The sequence below is a fragment of the Phascolarctobacterium succinatutens CAG:287 genome, assembly GCF_000434895.1.
Lineage (GTDB): Bacteria > Bacillota > Negativicutes > Acidaminococcales > Acidaminococcaceae > Phascolarctobacterium_A > Phascolarctobacterium_A succinatutens_A.
Genome location: NZ_FR892795.1, coordinates 119,032 through 137,782, shown reverse-complemented (window position 1 = coordinate 137,782; position 18,751 = coordinate 119,032). Strand labels below are relative to the sequence as shown.

The following is an 18,751-nucleotide window of genomic DNA, read 5'->3' as shown; positions in this document are numbered from 1 at the left end:
ATTGCAAGAGGAAATTAAACTTATTGGTCGCAGAATCCGTTTGCTGCGTACCGCAAAAAATCTGACACAAACAGGGTTGGCAAAGGAGATGGGGATTTCCCAGACACACCTGTGTAATATAGAGTGTGGCCGTGTTCCTGTAACTCTGCCCAATCTGCTTAAGCTGCATAGCTTATTAGAGTGCAACATGAGCAGTTTCTTTGTTGATTTAGATGAACAGGCTGATGCCAAAGATAAAGATATCAGCTTGGAAGAAGTTCTGCAAATTGTAAAGTTGTTAAAACAAAAAGGTTAAGCACTTCTGCTTTACGAGGAGAGAGAGAATTTTAAATAGCCGGTGCAAGGTGAGTGAGAGTTCCTTGCACCGGCTATTTTTTATTTACTTTAAAGTTGGGCATAGCATTGCTTACTCTGTAATCTTCTTTGTGCTATAATTAAAAATAGCAGTTAAGGAATTCTATAGCATACTATATATAAAGCGTTTGTTGATAGGAGAATAATTATGGCTACAGTAAAAACACAGGCGCACTGCCTGCTGGCCGGCGCCGCAGCTGTCGCTGCCTGCGCCTGGCCTTGGGCGCAGGGCAGTTTGGCGGCTGATTTTATACATCATACGGCATTGGCTGCGACGATTGGCGGCTTGGCAGATTGGTGGGGTGTGACGGCACTGTTTAAGCGTCCGCTGGGCATCAATGCGCCCGGCACCGATGTATTGCGCAATAATTATGAGCGTCTGACGACAGGGTTGGCGGATTTTGTGAGCAATGACCTGCTGACGGCAGAAAATATTCTGCGGGCTGTCGGCAGAGAAAACTTTGCTAAGCTCCTGCTGGCACATTTTGCGCAGCAGCAGAATGTGGAGCGCCTGTGGCAGACGGTGCGTCCGTTGGCGCAGCATGCACTGCGCTCACTCAATACAAGGCAGGCAGAACAGCTTTTGCTTTCGGAGCTGCCTAAGTATATTGCCAGCCTGCGTATTCCGGAGATTTTGGCGGACTCACTGCAGAAGGCTGTGGCTAACGGCAGCTTTAACGGTATTTGGCAGCTGCTGACGCAGGAGGCCAAGCATATTCTGCATAAGCCGGAATTTACTGCTTTGCTGGAAGGGCTGACGCAGATGGCGGAGGAAGAATACAATAAGGACAGTCTGCTGCGCAATTTATTTGTTAGCGGGCTGGCAGCTAAGCTGGCACCGCTTTTTGTGCAGGAGCTGGAAAAAGCTTTGGATGCCTTGGCAGATCCTGACAGTGAGCTGCGGCGGCAGATTGATAACTGGCTGCTGGCACGCATGGAGGATTATCGTCATGATATTGCTTTTGCGGACTGGCTCAACAGCAAGCTGTCACAGCTGGCAACAGCGAAGGCACTGGCTTTTAAGGAGCTGCTGCAAACGCAGGACGTAGATATTTTATTGACTCTGCTGCAAAAGAGGCTGCAGCTGCTGGCTGACAGCGAGACGGAGCAGAGCAGGCTGGACGGTGTGTTGAAGGAGCTGCTGCTGCAGGCCTTGGCAATGCAGCATGATACGGTATATGATTTGGTTTTGGCTAAGCTGCATAGCTATGACAGGGATGTATTGATTGCGAAAATGGAGCAGCGCGTGGGCGATGATTTGCAAAATATCCGCAAGAGCGGCACCTGTATTGGTGGTTTGATGGGAGCGGTGCTGTTTATTATTGCGACGATGGCAGAAAGGCTGGTGAGGTAGGATGAATAGCCTGAAAAAACATTGGACATATGCAGACAGTGCTTTTCTTGCTTCCGGTGCAGTCTATCTGCTTTTCTTATATCTCAGGCTGCATTATGCTGGTCTGTACATGGGGCATTTCGGCGAACTTAAGTGGGATTGGCTGATTTTGGGTTACTATATGGCGGAAGCGGCGCTGATTGGCAGCTTTGCGGATTGGTTTGCCGTGACTGCTGTGTTTAGGGTGCCCTGGATATGCCGTCTGCTGCCGTTTATGGCCAAGCATACGGCGATTTTGCCGCGTAGCAGAGAGGGTTTTGTGCGTGGCTGTGGTCAAATGGTACAGCAGGAGTTTTTGACGAAAAAGGCCTTGCTGCTGCAAAAAAAACAGCTGGTAATTCTGGATAAATTTATAGTTTATCTGGAAAAGCCGGAGAACAAGGCGCGTTTGCAGGGGTTGCTGACCAATTTTGCCGAAGGCGTTCTGCATAAGCTCGATACGCAGGCTTTAAGCAGGCAGCTTGAGGGTAAAATAAAAACAGCCTTGGCTGACGTAGAAGCCAACGAACAGCTTGATAAGCTGTTTAAAGCCTTGGCTGCACAGCGTAGGGATGAGCAATGCTACGAATGGCTGCTGCAGCAGCTGGTAGCACTGGCGGAATCTTCTGCTATTAGAGAGCGTGTTCGCCGAGAGCTGCAAAAGCAGGTTGAAAAGCGTGGCAGCGAAGGCTTGTGGAGCAGTATTAAGCTGTGGGCTGCCAAAAAGCTGGATGTTGTTAATGTTGAAGATGCAACAGATGCCATTTGCCGTGCCTTGGTGGGAACTGCTCACCGTCTGCAGGATGATGAGCAGTGGCGCTCTTGGCTGTATGCACAGCTGCAGCGTGTTGCAGGCAGTGTTTACGGTACAGAGGCGTGGCGTGAACTGGTGCAGTCACTGCAGAATCGTGCTTTGCATGATATTTCTCTGCAGTCTGCCTTGAAGCAGCTTTTGGATAATATGATTAAGGCTTTGTGCCGTCCGCTTGCGCAGGAAGGCAGTGCGGCAGCGCAGCCGACGATTCTGCTGCAGGCTGTGCAAGAGGCGTTGGCAACTATTGAAACGGATTTACGTTCCGACGCACAGTTTAAGGCTAAGGCAGAGGCGTATCTGCAACATATACTTGGTTTAGGCCTGCTGCAGGCTCAGACAATGCTGGGCGATATTGTGGAGCGAATTTTGCAGGCAATGGCCGATGAACGTTTGACAGAGATGGTGCGCAGTAAGGTTGATACCGATATGCAGCGTATTCGCCTTAACGGTACGGTTATGGGTGCCTTTTTGGGAGCTATTTTCTATCTGTTGAAATGTGCATGGTAGGGAAGGTCATCGATAAAGCACCGTATGCATTGTCACGAATGCTTTGACGTACTCAAAGTACGCCGACGGCATTCGTTCCTCAAAACCTAAAAGTCTGATGATATGCACTAAATGCATTATCATCAGACTTTTTTTATATGAGCACAAACAAAAAAAGCTCCAAGCCAAAGGCTTGAAGCTGATAAGCATAAATGGAGCGGGTAACGAGAATCGAACTCGCGACACTCAGCTTGGGAAGCTGATGTTCTACCGCTGAACTATACCCGCAGATAAAAATACCATAATGCTATTATATACTATAACAGGTAAAGTTGCAAGTATGAGGCAGTGCCGAGGGATTTGCAACGAGCAATTGTAGTTGTCAGAAAAACTTTAAAATTTTTTCGAGAATACTGTATACAAAATACAAAAAAGTGCTATAATAGATAGCAGATGAGGGAAAAAACCCACAGACTGTAAAAATACAGCATCAAAAAAATAAAAAGTGCGAATGCATGGAGGTGAGTTACTATGTTTAGTGCCGCTGGTGTTAGCTTAGTTTTCTTAGGCGTCCTGACTGTTATGTGCATTTTTGAATAATTGTAATGAGGGAACGCCTCTGACCACGCTTTGAGCTGTGGGCAGAGGCGTTTTTATTTTGCTTGTAATTCTGTTGTTGTTAAGCTAATCCCTTGCGGTGGCTGTCATCCCAACCCACCAGATCCTTGATGACTTCGGAGGCAATAATCAGTCCTGCTACCGAAGGCGTGAAGGCATTGCTGCCAGGCAGCGCACGGCGTTTGGGTGCTTCTGCATGACATTCGCTTTCTACTTCCTCGTTTATAGGTAAGAGTGGCAGCTCCTGTGAATAAACAACCTTTAGTTTTTTTATGTTGTTTTTCTTCATGGCCTGGCGCATAACACGTGCCAAGGGGTCAACCTTGGTTTTATAGATATCTGCTACTTCGAACATGGCAGGATTAACCTTGTTGCCTGCTCCCATGCTGCTGATAACCGGTACGCCTGCTGCCTTGGCTGCAAGCACGATAGCAATTTTTGCTGCCACGGTATCTACCGCATCAACAACGTAATCATATTGCGAGAAATCAAATTCGTGCTGATTTTCCGGTAAAAAGAAGCATTGGCGGCAATTTACTTTGGCATCGGGGTTGATACTCGCAATACGTTTGGCCATGACTTCAACCTTAGGCTGGCCGACAGTATCAAGGGTAGCGATAATCTGACGATTGAGATTGGTGAGAGCAACGGTATCGTTATCAATGAGGTCAAAGCTGCCGACACCGCTGCGGGCGAGTGCTTCAACTGTATAACCGCCTACGCCGCCAATACCGAAAACAGCTACATGGGCGTTCTGCAGACGCGTAATTGCTTCGCTGCCGAAGAGCAGCTCTGTACGTGAAAATTGGTTAAGCATATGAATCTCCTTGCGTGGTATTTATTGGTTTGGATATCGGAAGCTTAAGCTGCTAAGCTGATTTCTACCTTTACACCGTCCTTAAGATCTTCTGGCTTCTGGTCTGAAGTAACAGTGATTTTAGTGCCGTCAATGCTGCTTATCTTACCGCTGAAGGGAGCAGGTGTTTCGGCGGCGTTAATGCTTACCGGCATGCCTGCCTTAAGCTCCTTGGCCTGAGCTGCGCTGACATTCAGCGTTATACTGCAGCTGTCGACAGCCTTGATGTGCAGGATTACCTGATCCTTTTGTACGGTAGAATTGTTGGCGGTCTGCAAATCGGTAATGATACCGGTGCAGGGGCTGTTGCCTTCATTTTTTTCCTGCTGTGCCATTGCAGCGGCTTGCTGTGCCTTGAGCTGTACAATGAGCTTTTGCTGTGCATCGATTTCTGCCGGAGAAGCTGGCTTGAAGCTGACGCTTACGCTGCTTGCTGCCTGCAGCTGTGCGATAGCGCGCTGCAGCTCGTCCTGGGCAGCCTGTGCCTGATTGCGTGAAACTGCACCCTGCGCCAGCAGATTGTTCATCTTAGCGGCTTTTTGCTGTGCCGCTGCTACGTTGGCCTGTGCCAGAGAGGTGTCAGCAACTGGTGCTGCCGTCGGCGTGCCCTGCTGCATACGTTTTAAATCTGCTTCGGCCTTGGCAACCTGGGTTGCTAGGTCCTTAACCTGCTTATCCAGCTTTGCGTCACCGATAGCAAAAAGCGGCTGCCCCTTGCTGATGCGCTCGCCCTTTTCACTGATAAGACCTATGAGCTTGCCTGCTGTCGGAGCCTTGACTGCGTAGGTGGGGATGCTGATTGTGCCGCTGCCAAGACTGTTATCAGCCTTTTGCAGACTACAGCCGCTCAGGCTGAAGGCTGTGAGGCAGACGGCTGCCATACAACATAATATTTTTAATATCTTCATAGTAGATTCCTCGTTTCCTTGAAGTTAAAAGCCTATTGTACTTGTATATTATAGCGTAAGTTTGTGGCATTTGCATGACATTTTGCATAATTAGCCAGCTAAAAATTAAAAAGCTGCTGCCTCCGGCGTGAATGCCGAAAGCAACAGCTTTAATTGTATAGGTCAGATTTTATTTCTCAATCAGCGCCATACCAGCTTCGAGAGCCTTGGTATTAGCTTCTTCGGTTCCTTTCGGAACACGGTTCAGTACAGCCTTGAGAATTGCTTCTTTGGAAACGCATTTGGTGAGTGCAACTACTGCGCCCAGAGCAACGATGTTCGCAAACAGTGTCTTGCCGCAAACAGTGTTGGCAGTATGGGTGATAGGCAGGTCAACGCGTTTGCCGTACTTGCCGGGAACATCAGTTACGAAAAGAGTATCGGTGATAACGGTGGTATGCTCATCGCAGTCGGCAATGAATTTGTTGGCAGCCTCCTGGCTCATTACCAGCAGAGTATCCGGGCAGATAACACGGCTGAAGTAAATGGGCTCATCACTGATGATAGCCTCGGCCTTGGAAGAGCCGCCGCGGGCTTCCGGGCCGTAGGATTGGGATTGTACAGCCAGCTTGTCGTCTAAGAGGGCAGCTTCGGCTAAAATAATACCAGCAGTGATCAGGCCCTGACCACCGGTACCGGAGAAACGAAAGCTATGTCTCATAATTATTTACCCTCCTGTGCACGTTGAATAATTTGGTCATATGCCTTGGTGTATTCCATAACATCGTTGTTTTCGTAGAGAACGCCGATGGAGAATTTGCCTGCAGCAATTGCTTCAGCCTTTTTATCTTCATCCATGCGGTCCCAAACAGCCTTCATAACGCCATGGTCACGCTGCCAAGCCATCATCTGAGCCGGTCCGCCCATCTTGTTCTGACGGCCGAAGGAAATCGGGCAAGCGCTTACTGCTTCGATGATAGAGAAGCCTTTGTGAGCAATGCCTTTAGCGATAACATCAACCAGTACGGGAACATGGTAGGTGGTTGCGCGTGCTACATAGGTTGCACCGGCAGCCTTTGCCAGATCGAGCAGATTGAAGCTAGGTTCAACAGTGTAGTACGGAGCGGTAGTTGCTTTGGAATGAATCGGGGTCATCGGAGAATATTGACCGCCGGTCATGCCATAAATGCTGTTGTTGAAAACAACCAGAGTCAAATCAATATTGCGGCGTGCTGCATGAATCAAGTGGTTGCCGCCGATAGCGGTGCAGTCACCGTCACCGCTGCAAACGATAACATTCAGTGCAGGGTTAGCCATTTTTACACCGGTAGCAATCGGCAGAGCACGGCCGTGCAGAGTATTGGCGGTGTTGAAGTCCAGATAACCGGAGGAACGGCTGGAGCAGCCGATGCCGCTGATTACTGCAACGTCGTCTTTTGCCAGACCTTGCTTATCAATTGCTTTTACAATGGCGCCTGTGATAACGCCGTTGCCGCAGCCGGGGCACCAGATGTGAGGCAGACGGCCCGGGCGGAAATATTTATTGATTAAATTTTCCATTTCACTCATCGTTTTTTCTCCTCTCATCCGTTAGGCCATAGCCTTTTTGATTTCAGCTAACAGTTCGGCCGGAGTAGCAGATTCGTTATCGTATTTAGCGTACAGGCTTACAGGAACCTTGCCTGCTACCGCACGTTCAACTTCCAGAACGTACTGGCCGCAGTTCAGCTCGTGTACGAGGATGCCTTTAACCTTACCTGCCAGCTCCTGCATTTGCTTTTCAGCAAACGGCCAGATAGTAATCGGACGGACGAAGCCAACCTTCAGGCCTTCCTTGCGTGCCATATCAACTGCTTCATAAGCAGTGCGGGCAGCACCGCCGAAGGCTACAACAGCAAATTCGGCATCTTCCATACGATAGTTTTCTACTTGTACGATGTCGTCTAAGTTATCTTCTAATTTAGTGCGCAGACGGTCCTGAGAGGTGCGGGTTGCTTCGCCGGTGCCTTTCGGGAAACCGGTTTCGTCATGTACCAGACCGGATACGTGCCAGCGGTAACCGCTGCCGAAGTCTGCCATAGCAGGAACCTTAGAGCCTTCTTCGCAGCCGTAAGCCAGATAATCTTCGGGTGCGCAGGTCGGGCGCTTGCGTTCTGCCTGCGGAATTTCATCATAGTTGTCGGGAAGCTCGATTTTCTCGCGCATATGGCCGATAACCTCGTCCATCAGGAGAATAACCGGGCAACGATATTTTTCGCTCAATGCTACTGCACGCAAAGTCAGGTCAAAGCATTCGGGAACACTGGACGGAGAAACGGTAATCAGCCAGTGGTCACCGTGGGTGCCCCAGCGGGTTTGCATAACCTCGCCCTGTGCGGGGGAGGTCGGTTGGCCGGTTGCGGGGCCTACACGCTGTACGTTAACAATAACGCAGGGGATTTCAGCACTGCAGGCGAGGCCGAGCATTTCCTGTTTCAGGGAGAAGCCCGGGCCGCTGGTTGCGGTCATAGCTTTTTTACCGGCCATAGATGCACCGATAACAGTGCCGAGACCGGCGATTTCGTCTTCAGTCTGCATAAATTTACCGCCAACCTGCGGCAGACGCAGAGCTAATTGTTCAGCAATTTCGGTAGAAGGGGTGATCGGATAACCGCCGTAAAATTTTACACCGGCAGCAATCGCACCCTCAACAACCGCTTGGTTACCTTGTAACAGCAGGATTCTTGACATGGGTTAACTCACTCCTTTTTATTTATCTACAAAGATAGCATAGTCGGGGCAACGCATTTCGCATTGTCCGCATTTGATGCAATTTTCTTCAGCGACGGCTTCGACTTTGCCGACTTCGCTGACTGCCAGAACTTTTTTCGGGCAGAAGGCCGCACAAATACCACAGCCCTTGCAACGCTTAGTAATTATTTTTAAGCTCATATGGTCTCCTCCTTATGATACCTTGTTTAAAATAACAGCATGCGATAGCTTCACTCTATATTATAGCAAAAACAGCATTGAAAAACAGTACCTCTTTAAGCGTTTTACTATTTTATTTTTTAAGCAATAAGTCATATTATAGTTTATGATAAAAATACTGTAATTGCAGATAGAAATCTTTTGACCAATTAGGATTTCTTGCATGAAAAAGTATAATAAACTATATTTCTGTGAAGGAGAATATTTATGCTAGGAGGTTTTACGCCGTTGGTAGATTCGGCGCAAAGTAAAAATGAACGTATTTTACAAGCAGCAGCTGAAGGCCTGATGAAGAAAAACGTGGTGCCGGAAAGCTGCAGCAAGCTCGTCTTTTATTGAAATGAGGTTACAAAATAATTTTATCTTTGTTATGTATGGGCAGCCATGCCAATAAAAAATTTTGCAAATCACGGCACACCTTGCGCGGAAGAGTGTTTTTTAGACCTGCAATATACATGTTCTGACCGCTTACTTCAGCATCGAGCATCTTCCATCTGATATCAGGATGTCTTTGCATTGCAGCAATGTAGTCATAGCCCAGATAGATTACGTTGCTTTCCTTTACTAAATCCAGGGCAACGTCAATATCGGTGATTTCCGCAAAAATATCTACATTCAGACCATTACCAAGAATATATTTTTCCATATTGTCGCGAAAACAACGGAAGGATCTTCCTTTACTGATTATTTTTTGATTATGAAGATCCTGGTAGCTGAGTCTTTCTTTAGCAGCTAAAGGGTGGTCAGCAGAAAGCGCTATGCAATAATGCGTATAAAATATTGGTGTAAGTGTAAAATTTGTGTTGTCCAACGGATCTGTAGTAATAGCGAAATCTGCATTGCGTGCAAGCAAGGCGTTGAGAGCGGCCTCATCGGTGCTTTCGATAATACTGAGAATAATATTCGGATATAATTTGCGAAAGTCAAAGAAAAATTCTGCTGTTAAATATTTTACAATGTTATCGAGCGCGTAGATGGTAATAACATTTTCCTTTTGCTTTGCCAAGGTGTTCAGGCCTGTTATGTAGTTATATTCATCGAGCAACTTTTTGGCATGGGGGAATAATGCTTCGGCAAAATCCGTTGGCTCTAAGCCTTTGGATGAGCGTAAGAATAAGTCTGCGCCTAATTCCTGTTCTAGCTCACGAATTGTTTTACTTATTCCTTGGCGAGATACGAAAAACTTTTCTGCTGTTCGTTGGATATTTTTTGTTGCATAGGCTGTGATAAAATATTGTAATTGCTTTGGCTGCATTGCTTTTTCACCTCAATCTTATTTTACCGCAACTTATTGGTTGCGGTAAAGAACTAAGTTTTTTCTTTTGCTGCAGTGAATTTACATCTATAATAGAATAAAAATTAAAGGAGGAACAAAATGAAAATCAAGCAAATTCGCAGTGCGACGAATAAAATTTTTTATGGTGGCAAAACTTTTCTTTTAGATCCTTGGCTTGTGGAGCAATATGGTTTAGGTTGTTTCGATAGTATGCCGGGAAATCCTTACATGGCTGTTGACCCGGTAAAGGCGAAAATACCAATGCCGCTTTTTGCTTTGCCGGAAACGGTAGAAAGCATTTTAAGTGGAGTAGATGCTTATATTGTAACGCATCTGCACCCTGATCATATAGATATCAATATGCAGAAGGGCACTTTTGGTGATGTTTTGGAGCATGATAAGCCAATTTTTGTGCAAAATGAAGATGATGCGCAGGCCTTAAAAGCTTCAGGTTTTCAGGATGTACGCATCCTGAAAAATGATGGTGTTAAGTTTGCAGATATAACCTTATATAAAACACCAGCTTTGCATGGCACGATAAAGCCATCGTCTGATGCTTGTGGTGTAGTATTTAAAGCAGAGCAGGAAAAGGTTCTATACGTTGCCGGAGATACGATTTGGTTTGATGGCGTGCGTAAAACTTTGGCAAATTATCAGCCGGAGGTAATTATGCTTAATGCCTGCGCTGCGGAGCTGCGTGCTTATGGCAGGCTGATAATGAATGATGAAGATGTGGATTGCGTACATCAGACATTGCCGGAAGCAAAGCTGTATCTGACACATTTCGATAATGTTGCTCATGCTTCGATTACACGTAGCCAAATGCGGGGTGCGCTTGTACGTCGTGGTGTTGATAATTATGTGATTCCGGAAGATGGGGAAACAGTGATATATTAAAGTAAGATAACAACAAGCAGCTGCCTTTAGGTGAAGTGTTTCGCCTAAAGGCAGCTGCTTGTTGTTATATATGAGGAAAGACTGTATAATATAAATAACGCAATAAATAGCTTGTTGCTATAAATTTTTTGATGAGTACTGGTATCGTTTTGGAGGAAGTATGGATTTACGTTATATTAATACCTTTCACACTATTGTAGAAGCCGGGGGCTTTAATAAAGCAGCGGAAAAATTATGCTATACGCAGTCAACGATTACGTTTCATGTTAGTCAGCTGGAGAAGGAGCTTGGTGTGCAGCTTTTCGAAAAAGCAGGCAGACATATGGTTTTGACTAAGGCAGGACAGGAACTGGTGCCTTACGTAGAAAATGTGCTGCAGTCTGTTAATAATATGAAAAGCTTTCGCAGTGTTATTGAAGAGTGCCAGGGAGATATACGTATTGCTGCGCCAGAATCGCTTTTGTGCTTCCATCTGCCGAAGATTTTGCGCGAATTTCGTAAGCAGGCACCGCGTGTGCATATTTACCTTGATTCTATGACCAGTACTTCGGTGTATAGGGCTATAAGAGAAAATAAAACTGATATTGGGATTTTTTATGATTTGCCTGTAGATGATACTACGATAAAGGTTGTACCATATAAAGATTTTGATTTCGTGATGTTTGCTTCACCAAAAATCAAAAAGCTGTACAGTGATTTTATTACGCCTAATCAGGATTTCAGCTCGTTAGCACGTATTTGCCAGCCTGCAGTAGGCAGGGTGCGTAAAAGATTCGATGAATATATCAAAAGCAAAAATTTTACTATGGGATCGACGATTGAAATTCGCGGTACACAGACGATAAAAAATTTAGTGAAGAATGATATGGGTATCTGCTTTTTGCCCAAGTTTACCATTCAAGAGGAATTGGACAAAGATGTGTTGGCAGAAATTCCTATAGATAAAAAGTTTGAGCCGATTCATGCGGTGTATGCTTATCGTAAGGATAAATGGCTTAGCCCGCCCTTGAAATTATTTTTTCAGCTGTTGGAGCAGTATAAAATTGATAATTAAATTATTTTGAAGAAACGGAGCCTTGGTTCAATATAATTGAATCAAGGCTTTAGTAACATTAATTATTATTAGCAATGCAAATGTGATAGAATGTTAATAGAAAATAGCACGAAAGAAGTGAAAGTAATGAAGCCAATCAAGACTATGGAGTTTAATATGCCAAAACCTCCCTCTGATGTTTTGTGGCAGCGAAAGGATGTAATGTTAGTTGCTGCCGGTTCAGGTCCATGCTTGCGGGAGCTTTATTATCGTGCCGTAGAGCAGGGCAAGCTGCAGCAGCTTATGCTTTGCCGGATGACAGATGATGATTATACTATGGGAACCGCCGAAGAAAAAATTACGCGCGTTATAAAACGGGCCGCAGCGGTGAACGGTGTGCAGGTTGTCGTATTATATTTGAACTGTCTGGATATCTTGACAAGACTTGATTTTGATTATCTGGAGAGCAGTCTTTCTGAAGCAACCGGTGTTATGGTACGCTACTTCTTTCGTGGGCCTTTGGGTAAGATGGACATAAGGCATTTTAAGCCTGTCTACGAGTTTATGGCTGAGTTGCCGGAGGAAAATGGTTGCATAAGTCATAACCTGTATCAGCTGCCGCCTTTAGCTACGGATGTTGCCGGGGTTATAGATACTTTGCCTGCAAATGAGGCAAAGGTCTTGGTAGCTCCCAGCGGCTGCCGGGCTTGTCTGCGCGATGGCGATTTACTGGAGCAAACGCAGGGAGTATATGTTCTGGAAACAAAAAAGCAGGATTTTATTTATGGTATAGAAGATAATTGTGTTAAGCAGTGCAGTGAACTGATGTCAGACGGAAAATATAAATCGTTGAATCTTATCAGCTCTGCAGTAGCAGCTTTTATTGGCTTTGACGGCAATTGGGTGGCAAATTCAATGGAAAATAATTTGAAAACACGAAGCTTTGATATGGATGGTTTTAATGATGCTGTATATGGCGTAAGCTGTGCGCAGGAGCTTTTAGTAGAGGAAGAGCAGGAGCTGTATATAAAGCCTGCTCGCGAGATACTGATTTTAGGATATAGTCCTCTTCTTTGCGGCGAAAGAGAGCAGTATGCAGAATGCTTTGCCTATATTAGAAGTATGGGCTATGAGCCACGGTTTGTTGGCGAAAAAGCTGCCGGCAAACCTGCTTTGTGCTGGGTTGTATCAACTGCCGGTATAGCGGCTGCGCGTGTGCTGAACGAAAAATATGCTGTACCTCTGCTGCTATCATGTCCGGTAGGAGAACACGCTATGAAGATGTGGCGAAAAAATGTGCAGGAGCTGTGCAAGACAGAATATAATGAGATACGTCAGCTATGTATTCATAACTACAGCATAGAGGAAACGGATAAACGCAAGTTGTTATTTATAGGTGATCCTATGCAGACGATGGGATTGGCACATGCGCTTTGGCATGAAGGCTTTCATCATATACAGTTGGCTACGCTATGTACGGGCGTTGCCAGCCGCAAATTATACCGTAATACTCCGGGTGCTGATAAATGGCTGATTATTTTAGACAGCTTAACAGCCTTACAGGATTTGTGGGAGGATGCAGATATCGTATTTGCCGATACGTTGTTAGCGGATATAATGAGCTCTGTCGGAGCAGAGACGAAAAAACATATACCGTTGCCATGGGGTGTTATTTCCGGCCGCAGTGCCTGCACTGCCGGCAGCGGTGCTTTAGGCAAGAATATAGCTGAGCAGCTTAAGCTGCTGGTAAAATAATTTTTGAGTATGAGGTTGAGTGAAGTGAAAGGAGCTTTTCTATGAAAAACTGGAAAAAATTGACTGCCGCTGCGCTGGCAGCATTAGCTTTAGTGGGAGCGTTGGCAGGGTGTGGTAATAATGCCGATAAAAAACCAGATACCAAGCAGGCAACGAAAATAGTTACGGATTTGAAGGGCAGAGAAGTAAGCGTACCGCAGGATGTGAAGCGTATTGCTGTTGTGCCTATTCCGTGGGCTAGCGTTATTTATGCCATTGATGGCAGCTCTGAGCGTTTGGCAGCAATTCACCCTGCTGCGATGTCAGCTTATAAAGGAAAGTTTTTAGAAAATAGAGATAAGCATTTCGCACAGTTAGATACTAAAATTATTGCACAAAATTTTTCTGTTAACATTGAAAGTGCAGCGCAAGCCGGTATTGATACTGCTGTTTTATGGCAATATCAGGATAAGGATGCGGAAAAGCTGACTAAGGTGGGGATTCCGACATTACTGATTTACAATGACACCGTAGAAAACCTGAAGAAAAGCTTTTTAATTATCGGCAAGCTTTTAGGCAAAGAAGAACGTGCTGCAAAGATTAACGAATATTACGATACAACTAATAAAAAAATAATTGCGAAACAAGCTTGGGAAAAGACTGATAAGCCAACTGTTTTGTTCCTGCGTAACGCCAAGCTGCGCTTGCAGGGTAATGATAACTTCATGCATGAGGCTATTCGTATTGGCGGTGGAGAGAATCCGTATGGCCAAGTAAATGGCGGTAGAGAGCAGACAATTGCTATGGAAGAGATATATAAACAGAATCCGGATATTATTTTGCTGAGTAATTTTGATAAATTTGTGCCTGACGATTTGTATGATAATAAAATTCCCGGTCAGGACTGGAGCACGGTGAAAGCGGTACAGGAGAAGCGAGTATATAAGGTGCCTATGGGTATTTACCGTTGGGATGCTCCGGGTGTAGAAACCCCGCTCATGATGGAATGGCTGGCGCACGTGCTGCAGCCGGAATTGTTCAAGGAGCTGGATGTGCGTGCAGATGCAAAAAAATTCTATGAGGAATTTATGCACTACAATATTTCAGAAGCAGATATGGCGCAAATTTTTGCTGATGAAGCTAATAAAAACAGTAAGCTGTTATTCTGATGCAGATAGAAGCAAGTAAAGCAAATTATACGGTAATTATGCTTGTATTTTGCATATTACTGTTTTTGATGGTAGTAGTGAGCCTGGGAATGGGACGTCTTCATATTGCGCCGATGGATGTCTTTAAAATCCTGTGTTCTTATGTTGTGCCGGTAGAGCAAAGCTGGAGCGACCAGGCAGCGAGCGTTATCTATACGCTGCGTCTGCCGCGTGTACTGGCAGCAATTTTGATTGGTGCGGCGTTATCGCTTTCCGGTGCTGCTTATCAAAGTGTTTTTAAAAATCCGCTTGTAGCGCCGGATATGCTGGGTGTATCCTCCGGTGCCTGCGTTGGTGCGTCGCTTTGCATATTGTTTGGCTTAGGCAGTACCTTTGTCCAGATGGGAGCCTTTGTGGGTGGTATGCTTGCAGTGGGTTGCGCTGTTATTATTCCGCGTATTATCGGTAAAAATTCGATAGTTATGCTTGTTTTGTCCGGCCTTATCGTTTCCGGTCTGATGAATGCTTTGCTGGGTATTATAAAATACCTTGCAGACAGCGAAACACAGCTGCCGGAAATAACCTATTGGCAGCTTGGTTCCCTAGTTAGCGTAACTTGGGAGAATATTTTTTCCAGCGGAATACCTATTGTAATTTGTCTTGTGTTTATGCTGGTCATTCGTTGGCGTATGAATATCCTGACGCTTTCCGATGAAGAGGTACATATGCTGGGACGTGACGCCGGCTGGCTGCGTTACGCTATTATTCTGTGTGCGACTGTTCTGACAGCCTGCTCGGTGTGCATTAGCGGTACCATCGGTTGGGTTGGTCTTGTTATTCCGCATTTTTCCAGAATGCTTGTCGGCCCAAATAACCAGCGTCTGCTGCCGTTAGCGATTGTTCTGGGAGCATTTTTCATGTTGGCTGTTGATACTATTTCACGTGCGTCGATGAGTGCGGAAATTCCCTTAAGTATTCTTACCGGTCTGATTGGTGCTCCGTTTTACTTCTATCTCTTGTTAAGACAAAGGTTGGCGTTATCATGAAGTTAATTGTAAATAATTTAGCATTTGCCTATAATGAGCAGTCACCTTTATGGCAGAACGTAAGCTTTACGCTTAACAAGGGTGAAGTTATGACGATTCTAGGCAGTAACGGTATTGGTAAAACAACTCTTTTACGTACCTTGATAGGATTTTTTAAACCATTAGCCGGCGGTGATGTACGTCTTATTACGGACGAAGGTGATGAATATACGCCTTATGAAAATCAGAAAGAGTTTACTGCACAGATCGGTTATGTGCCTCAGGTACAAAATACTGCTTACTCGTTTCTGGTGCGTGATTATGTTGTTATGGGAAGAGCACCGCATCTTGGCGTTTTTACCAAGCCTAAACAAAAGGATTACGAGTTGACTGATGAGGTCTTGACTGATTTAGGCATTTATCATTTGCGTGACCGTTCATTCAATACTTTGAGCGGCGGACAGCAACGACAGGCTGTAATTGCCCGTGCTATTGTGCAGCAGCCGCAGCTGGTTATTATGGATGAACCGACAAATCATCTTGATTACGGTAATCAGTTCCGCGTACTGCAAATGGTACAGAAGCTGTCACAAAGAGGAATAGCTGTTATTTTAACAACACATATGCCTGACCAGGCTTTTTATCTGGGCAGCAAGACGGCGATTTTAAAGCCCGATGGACTTGAGGTTGGCGAAGTGCGTGATGTATTAACAGAGTCAGCGTTAGAGGAGATTTATAAGCTGAAAATAAAGCTGCTGTATTTGTCGGAGCAGCAAAGAACTATTTGTGTTCCCTACTAGCTTATTGTTTCACTCTCACATATAAATTTTATAAAGTTGATGATTAAGAGGTGTATCAGAATGTCGAAGAGAAAAAAATTGCTTTTAAGCAGTATCATGTGCTCACTTATTCTTGGCGTGAGTGCTGCTCCTGTAAGCGCAGAAACCATTGAAACTTTCAATCTGGATGAGATGGTTGTTGAAAGCTCCCGTAACCACAAAACTCCTTTGCCGGGTGGTTTTAACAACGATTCCTCCAGAGTAGGTCTTTTAGGTGAAACAGAGGTTATTAAGGCACCGTTTACTGTCCAGAGTATCACTGAAGATACTGTCAGCAAGATGGCCATGCCTAATCAGGATTTGGATACTGTTCTTTCCAACGTGCCTGCAATTCGCACAGGTACTTCCCCGATTAAAACAGACTTTTCTATTCGTGGCGTGTATACGAATGCTTCGTCTTATTATTTAAATAATATTCCTGGCTTCTTTGTTATGGCTACAGGTCCGATTACGAATACCGTTGGTAGCATAGATGCCATGATTGGTCCTGCCGCTACATTGAACGGTTCAACGCAGTCTTTTCAGACTCCTAAAACTGCTGGCTCAACTCCAGGTGCTATTTATTTGAATACCAAACGTGCCGGCGAGGATGACTTTATTAAATATACTCAGACCTTTGGCGGTCATGGCGACTACGGTGAATATCTTGATATCAGCCAACGCTTCGGCAAAGACCGTAACATCGGTGTAAGAATTTATGGCCAATATGATGATGGCGGCTTGGCTATTTCTGGTGCTGGACAGAGAAAGAAAAACTTATTTGCTAATATCAGCTATGAAGGCGAGAAAACAAAGACCAACGTTTTTGGCGGTTATTATGACCAAAAGCTTATGGGTGCAGAACGTCGTTTTTCATTAGATGGCTCGGTTACAAAAATTCCTGATGCTCCTGATGCTAGTAAGAGCATTGATGATCCTAATGTGATGCATCAGGATACCAATGGCTATATGCTGACACTTAATCATCAGAAAAAACTGGGCGAGCATATTAATTGGTTTCTCAATTCTGGTATAAATCAGTCTGTTGTACGTCGTTTTATTTATAAATCGGAATTTACAATTGATGTAAATGGAAATGTTATGAATAAGAGCGCATATCCTTGGTCTGATTATATTCATATCCAAAACCAGTATTTGCAGACTGGCTTAAAGGGCGATTTTATGACAGGCGTGGCCAAGCATAATGTGGTTGTTTCAGTCGATCGCTCTCACCGAAAATATTATCAGGATGGAAAGCAGAGAAAGGATTTAGGTACCACTGGCAACATTTATACAGGACTTATTTTTAAGCCGGGAATCTATGATGCTGATGAATCTGATAAATTAAAGAAGAAGCTGAACCATGAAGAGACTGATGTGACCTTGAATATCATGGATAAGATTGAGCTTGGTAAGCTGACACTGGTAGGTGCAGTTGCTCGTCGTCATGGCAATTATATTGGTACGGCAGATCGGATAAAGGATGACAATTGGGCACCGACATACGGTATCTCTTACGCACCGACAGATACTTTATCGCTTTATGCTGCTCATGCAGTTGCAAAAAATCGCGGTAGCTTTGTTGAATCTGATGGCGGCAATGCGCTCAATGCTAATCAGTATTTAGATGCGGTAAAACTGAAAAATACTGAGTTTGGTATTAAAGCTAAACCTAATGAAAATCTTTCTTTAAGCTTGGCTTATTTTGATATGACACAGCCAAATCAGCTCAAAACTAAAGATACTACGGATCCAACTAAGTATTGGTTAAGCAATAATGGTAAGAATCATTTTAAAGGCGTTGATTTCAGTGTTGATGCGAAGCTGGCTGATAAATGGAATACCTTTGGCGGCTTTGAATGGCTGAATGCTAAACAGGAAAAATCTTCAAATGCTAAATTTGAAGGTTTGCCGACACATGGTTCTGTAAAATGGAGTGGTATTTGGGGCTTGGAATATACGCCTGATGAGGATACCAGTTTTACTGGTCGCTTAAGCTATACAGGTACAGGTAAATATATTGTTAATCAGACTGCAAAGGTGCTCGATATTCCTTCACATGTTACTTTGGACTTGTTTGCTAGTCATAAAGCTAAAATTAATGGTATACCTGTTAAATTTATTGCTGCCTGCTATAATGTGGCTAATGATAGCCATTGGATTGCTCAAGCTGGTCAAAATAATAAATTCATGCTCAACAATCCGCGTTCCTTCATGCTTTCTGCAGAATTTGAATTTTAATTAAGCTCATCATACTTAACTTCATCTCATATACGAAAACAGCAGCTAAAACACTTTGGTGTGATATGTATCCAGTGTTGTGGCTGCTGTTTTTTATGCCTATATATTATCGCTATATGGTATCTAGGAAAAATTCTCAATTTTATCACTAATTTGAAACGGAAGTAGTGCTATAATATACTAATAAGAAATGTAAGTTTCTTGAGTGTATAATATTAGGAG

The 18,751-nt window shown here is 44.6% G+C and carries 18 protein-coding genes and 1 tRNA gene; 11 read left to right on the top strand and 8 right to left on the bottom strand.

From position 1 onward, the window contains the following. Position 1: 1 nt before the first annotated feature. The 3 genes from BN587_RS06765 (at position 2) to BN587_RS06755 (ending at position 3,047) form a co-directional block, all read left to right on the top strand. Positions 2-295, top strand: a complete 294-nt coding sequence (locus BN587_RS06765; protein ID WP_009146440.1) for a helix-turn-helix domain-containing protein — start codon at positions 2-4, stop codon at positions 293-295. Between the two features lie 207 nt (positions 296-502). Continuing rightward, entirely contained in the window at positions 503-1,708 is a 1,206-nt protein-coding gene (locus BN587_RS06760; RefSeq protein ID WP_021720384.1) for a DUF445 domain-containing protein, read from the top strand. Between the two features lies 1 nt (position 1,709). Further along, a complete protein-coding gene (locus BN587_RS06755) occupies positions 1,710-3,047 on the top strand; it encodes a DUF445 domain-containing protein (protein WP_021720383.1) in 1,338 nt (445 codons plus the stop codon). A 192-nt stretch (positions 3,048-3,239) separates the two neighbouring features. On the opposite strand, the gene BN587_RS06750 is transcribed toward BN587_RS06755, so the two are convergent. The 7 genes from BN587_RS06750 to BN587_RS06720 form a co-directional block, all read right to left on the bottom strand. Further along, a tRNA-Gly gene (locus tag BN587_RS06750) sits at positions 3,240-3,314 on the bottom strand. A gap of 391 nt (positions 3,315-3,705) precedes the next feature. Further along, a complete protein-coding gene (locus tag BN587_RS06745; protein WP_021720382.1) occupies positions 3,706-4,461 on the bottom strand; it encodes a tRNA threonylcarbamoyladenosine dehydratase in 756 nt (251 codons plus the stop codon). A gap of 44 nt (positions 4,462-4,505) precedes the next feature. Then, positions 4,506-5,408, bottom strand: a complete 903-nt coding sequence (locus BN587_RS06740) for an HlyD family secretion protein (protein WP_021720381.1) — start codon at positions 5,406-5,408, stop codon at positions 4,506-4,508. A gap of 169 nt (positions 5,409-5,577) precedes the next feature. Beyond that, complete coding sequence (locus tag BN587_RS06735; protein WP_021720380.1) at positions 5,578-6,108, bottom strand: 2-oxoacid:acceptor oxidoreductase family protein; 531 nt, start codon at positions 6,106-6,108, stop codon at positions 5,578-5,580. Positions 6,109-6,110: 2 nt separating this feature from the next. Further along, positions 6,111-6,947: a thiamine pyrophosphate-dependent enzyme gene (locus tag BN587_RS06730; RefSeq protein ID WP_044484463.1), complete on the bottom strand. Its 837-nt coding sequence runs from the start codon at positions 6,945-6,947 to the stop codon at positions 6,111-6,113. A 30-nt stretch (positions 6,948-6,977) separates the two neighbouring features. Further along, positions 6,978-8,117, bottom strand: coding sequence for a 2-oxoacid:acceptor oxidoreductase subunit alpha (locus tag BN587_RS06725; RefSeq protein ID WP_021720378.1), 1,140 nt, complete (start codon positions 8,115-8,117; stop codon positions 6,978-6,980). 18 nt (positions 8,118-8,135) lie between these two features. After that, the gene (locus tag BN587_RS06720; protein ID WP_009146451.1) at positions 8,136-8,318 is read right to left on the bottom strand and encodes a 4Fe-4S binding protein; all 183 of its coding nucleotides are present in this window, start codon (positions 8,316-8,318) and stop codon (positions 8,136-8,138) included. A gap of 246 nt (positions 8,319-8,564) precedes the next feature. Here BN587_RS06720 and BN587_RS11920 point away from each other — a divergent pair, with 246 nt between their 5' ends. Continuing rightward, a complete protein-coding gene (locus tag BN587_RS11920; RefSeq protein WP_021720377.1) occupies positions 8,565-8,696 on the top strand; it encodes a hypothetical protein in 132 nt (43 codons plus the stop codon). A gap of 7 nt (positions 8,697-8,703) precedes the next feature. On the opposite strand, the gene BN587_RS06715 is transcribed toward BN587_RS11920, so the two are convergent. Continuing rightward, positions 8,704-9,612, bottom strand: a complete 909-nt coding sequence (locus BN587_RS06715; RefSeq protein WP_021720376.1) for a LysR family transcriptional regulator — start codon at positions 9,610-9,612, stop codon at positions 8,704-8,706. Positions 9,613-9,732: 120 nt separating this feature from the next. Here BN587_RS06715 and BN587_RS06710 point away from each other — a divergent pair, with 120 nt between their 5' ends. From BN587_RS06710 to BN587_RS06680, 7 genes are all read left to right on the top strand, one after another. Continuing rightward, positions 9,733-10,530 (top strand): MBL fold metallo-hydrolase, encoded by a 798-nt coding sequence (locus BN587_RS06710; RefSeq protein WP_021720375.1) that lies wholly within the window; start codon positions 9,733-9,735, stop codon positions 10,528-10,530. A 160-nt stretch (positions 10,531-10,690) separates the two neighbouring features. Further along, complete coding sequence (locus tag BN587_RS06705; RefSeq protein WP_021720374.1) at positions 10,691-11,584, top strand: LysR family transcriptional regulator; 894 nt, start codon at positions 10,691-10,693, stop codon at positions 11,582-11,584. Positions 11,585-11,710: 126 nt separating this feature from the next. Next, positions 11,711-13,318: a hypothetical protein gene (locus BN587_RS06700; RefSeq protein WP_044484435.1), complete on the top strand. Its 1,608-nt coding sequence runs from the start codon at positions 11,711-11,713 to the stop codon at positions 13,316-13,318. A gap of 41 nt (positions 13,319-13,359) precedes the next feature. Then, on the top strand, positions 13,360-14,466 hold the full coding sequence (locus BN587_RS06695) for an ABC transporter substrate-binding protein (RefSeq protein WP_021720372.1): 1,107 nt from the start codon (positions 13,360-13,362) through the stop codon (positions 14,464-14,466). After that, the gene (locus BN587_RS06690; protein WP_021720371.1) at positions 14,466-15,491 is read left to right on the top strand and encodes a FecCD family ABC transporter permease; all 1,026 of its coding nucleotides are present in this window, start codon (positions 14,466-14,468) and stop codon (positions 15,489-15,491) included. The genes BN587_RS06695 and BN587_RS06690 overlap by 1 nt, the downstream gene beginning before the upstream one ends. After that, entirely contained in the window at positions 15,488-16,270 is a 783-nt protein-coding gene (locus BN587_RS06685) for an ABC transporter ATP-binding protein (RefSeq protein WP_021720370.1), read from the top strand. The genes BN587_RS06690 and BN587_RS06685 overlap by 4 nt, the downstream gene beginning before the upstream one ends. Before the next feature lie 60 nt (positions 16,271-16,330). Beyond that, the gene (locus BN587_RS06680) at positions 16,331-18,529 is read left to right on the top strand and encodes a TonB-dependent receptor (protein WP_021720369.1); all 2,199 of its coding nucleotides are present in this window, start codon (positions 16,331-16,333) and stop codon (positions 18,527-18,529) included. Positions 18,530-18,751: the final 222 nt, after the last annotated feature.

Coding starts and splice junctions, on each gene's coding strand:
- BN587_RS06685 (WP_021720370.1), top strand. CDS start 15,488: ATGAAGTTAATTGTAAATAATTTAGCATTTGCCTATAATGAGCAGTCA.
- BN587_RS06735 (WP_021720380.1), bottom strand. CDS start 6,108: ATGAGACATAGCTTTCGTTTCTCCGGTACCGGTGGTCAGGGCCTGATC.
- BN587_RS06695 (WP_021720372.1), top strand. CDS start 13,360: ATGAAAAACTGGAAAAAATTGACTGCCGCTGCGCTGGCAGCATTAGCT.
- BN587_RS06730 (WP_044484463.1), bottom strand. CDS start 6,947: ATGGAAAATTTAATCAATAAATATTTCCGCCCGGGCCGTCTGCCTCAC.
- BN587_RS06720 (WP_009146451.1), bottom strand. CDS start 8,318: ATGAGCTTAAAAATAATTACTAAGCGTTGCAAGGGCTGTGGTATTTGT.
- BN587_RS06715 (WP_021720376.1), bottom strand. CDS start 9,612: ATGCAGCCAAAGCAATTACAATATTTTATCACAGCCTATGCAACAAAA.
- BN587_RS06725 (WP_021720378.1), bottom strand. CDS start 8,117: ATGTCAAGAATCCTGCTGTTACAAGGTAACCAAGCGGTTGTTGAGGGT.
- BN587_RS06690 (WP_021720371.1), top strand. CDS start 14,466: ATGCAGATAGAAGCAAGTAAAGCAAATTATACGGTAATTATGCTTGTA.
- BN587_RS06705 (WP_021720374.1), top strand. CDS start 10,691: ATGGATTTACGTTATATTAATACCTTTCACACTATTGTAGAAGCCGGG.
- BN587_RS06680 (WP_021720369.1), top strand. CDS start 16,331: ATGTCGAAGAGAAAAAAATTGCTTTTAAGCAGTATCATGTGCTCACTT.
- BN587_RS06755 (WP_021720383.1), top strand. CDS start 1,710: ATGAATAGCCTGAAAAAACATTGGACATATGCAGACAGTGCTTTTCTT.
- BN587_RS06760 (WP_021720384.1), top strand. CDS start 503: ATGGCTACAGTAAAAACACAGGCGCACTGCCTGCTGGCCGGCGCCGCA.
- BN587_RS11920 (WP_021720377.1), top strand. CDS start 8,565: ATGCTAGGAGGTTTTACGCCGTTGGTAGATTCGGCGCAAAGTAAAAAT.
- BN587_RS06745 (WP_021720382.1), bottom strand. CDS start 4,461: ATGCTTAACCAATTTTCACGTACAGAGCTGCTCTTCGGCAGCGAAGCA.
- BN587_RS06710 (WP_021720375.1), top strand. CDS start 9,733: ATGAAAATCAAGCAAATTCGCAGTGCGACGAATAAAATTTTTTATGGT.
- BN587_RS06740 (WP_021720381.1), bottom strand. CDS start 5,408: ATGAAGATATTAAAAATATTATGTTGTATGGCAGCCGTCTGCCTCACA.
- BN587_RS06700 (WP_044484435.1), top strand. CDS start 11,711: ATGAAGCCAATCAAGACTATGGAGTTTAATATGCCAAAACCTCCCTCT.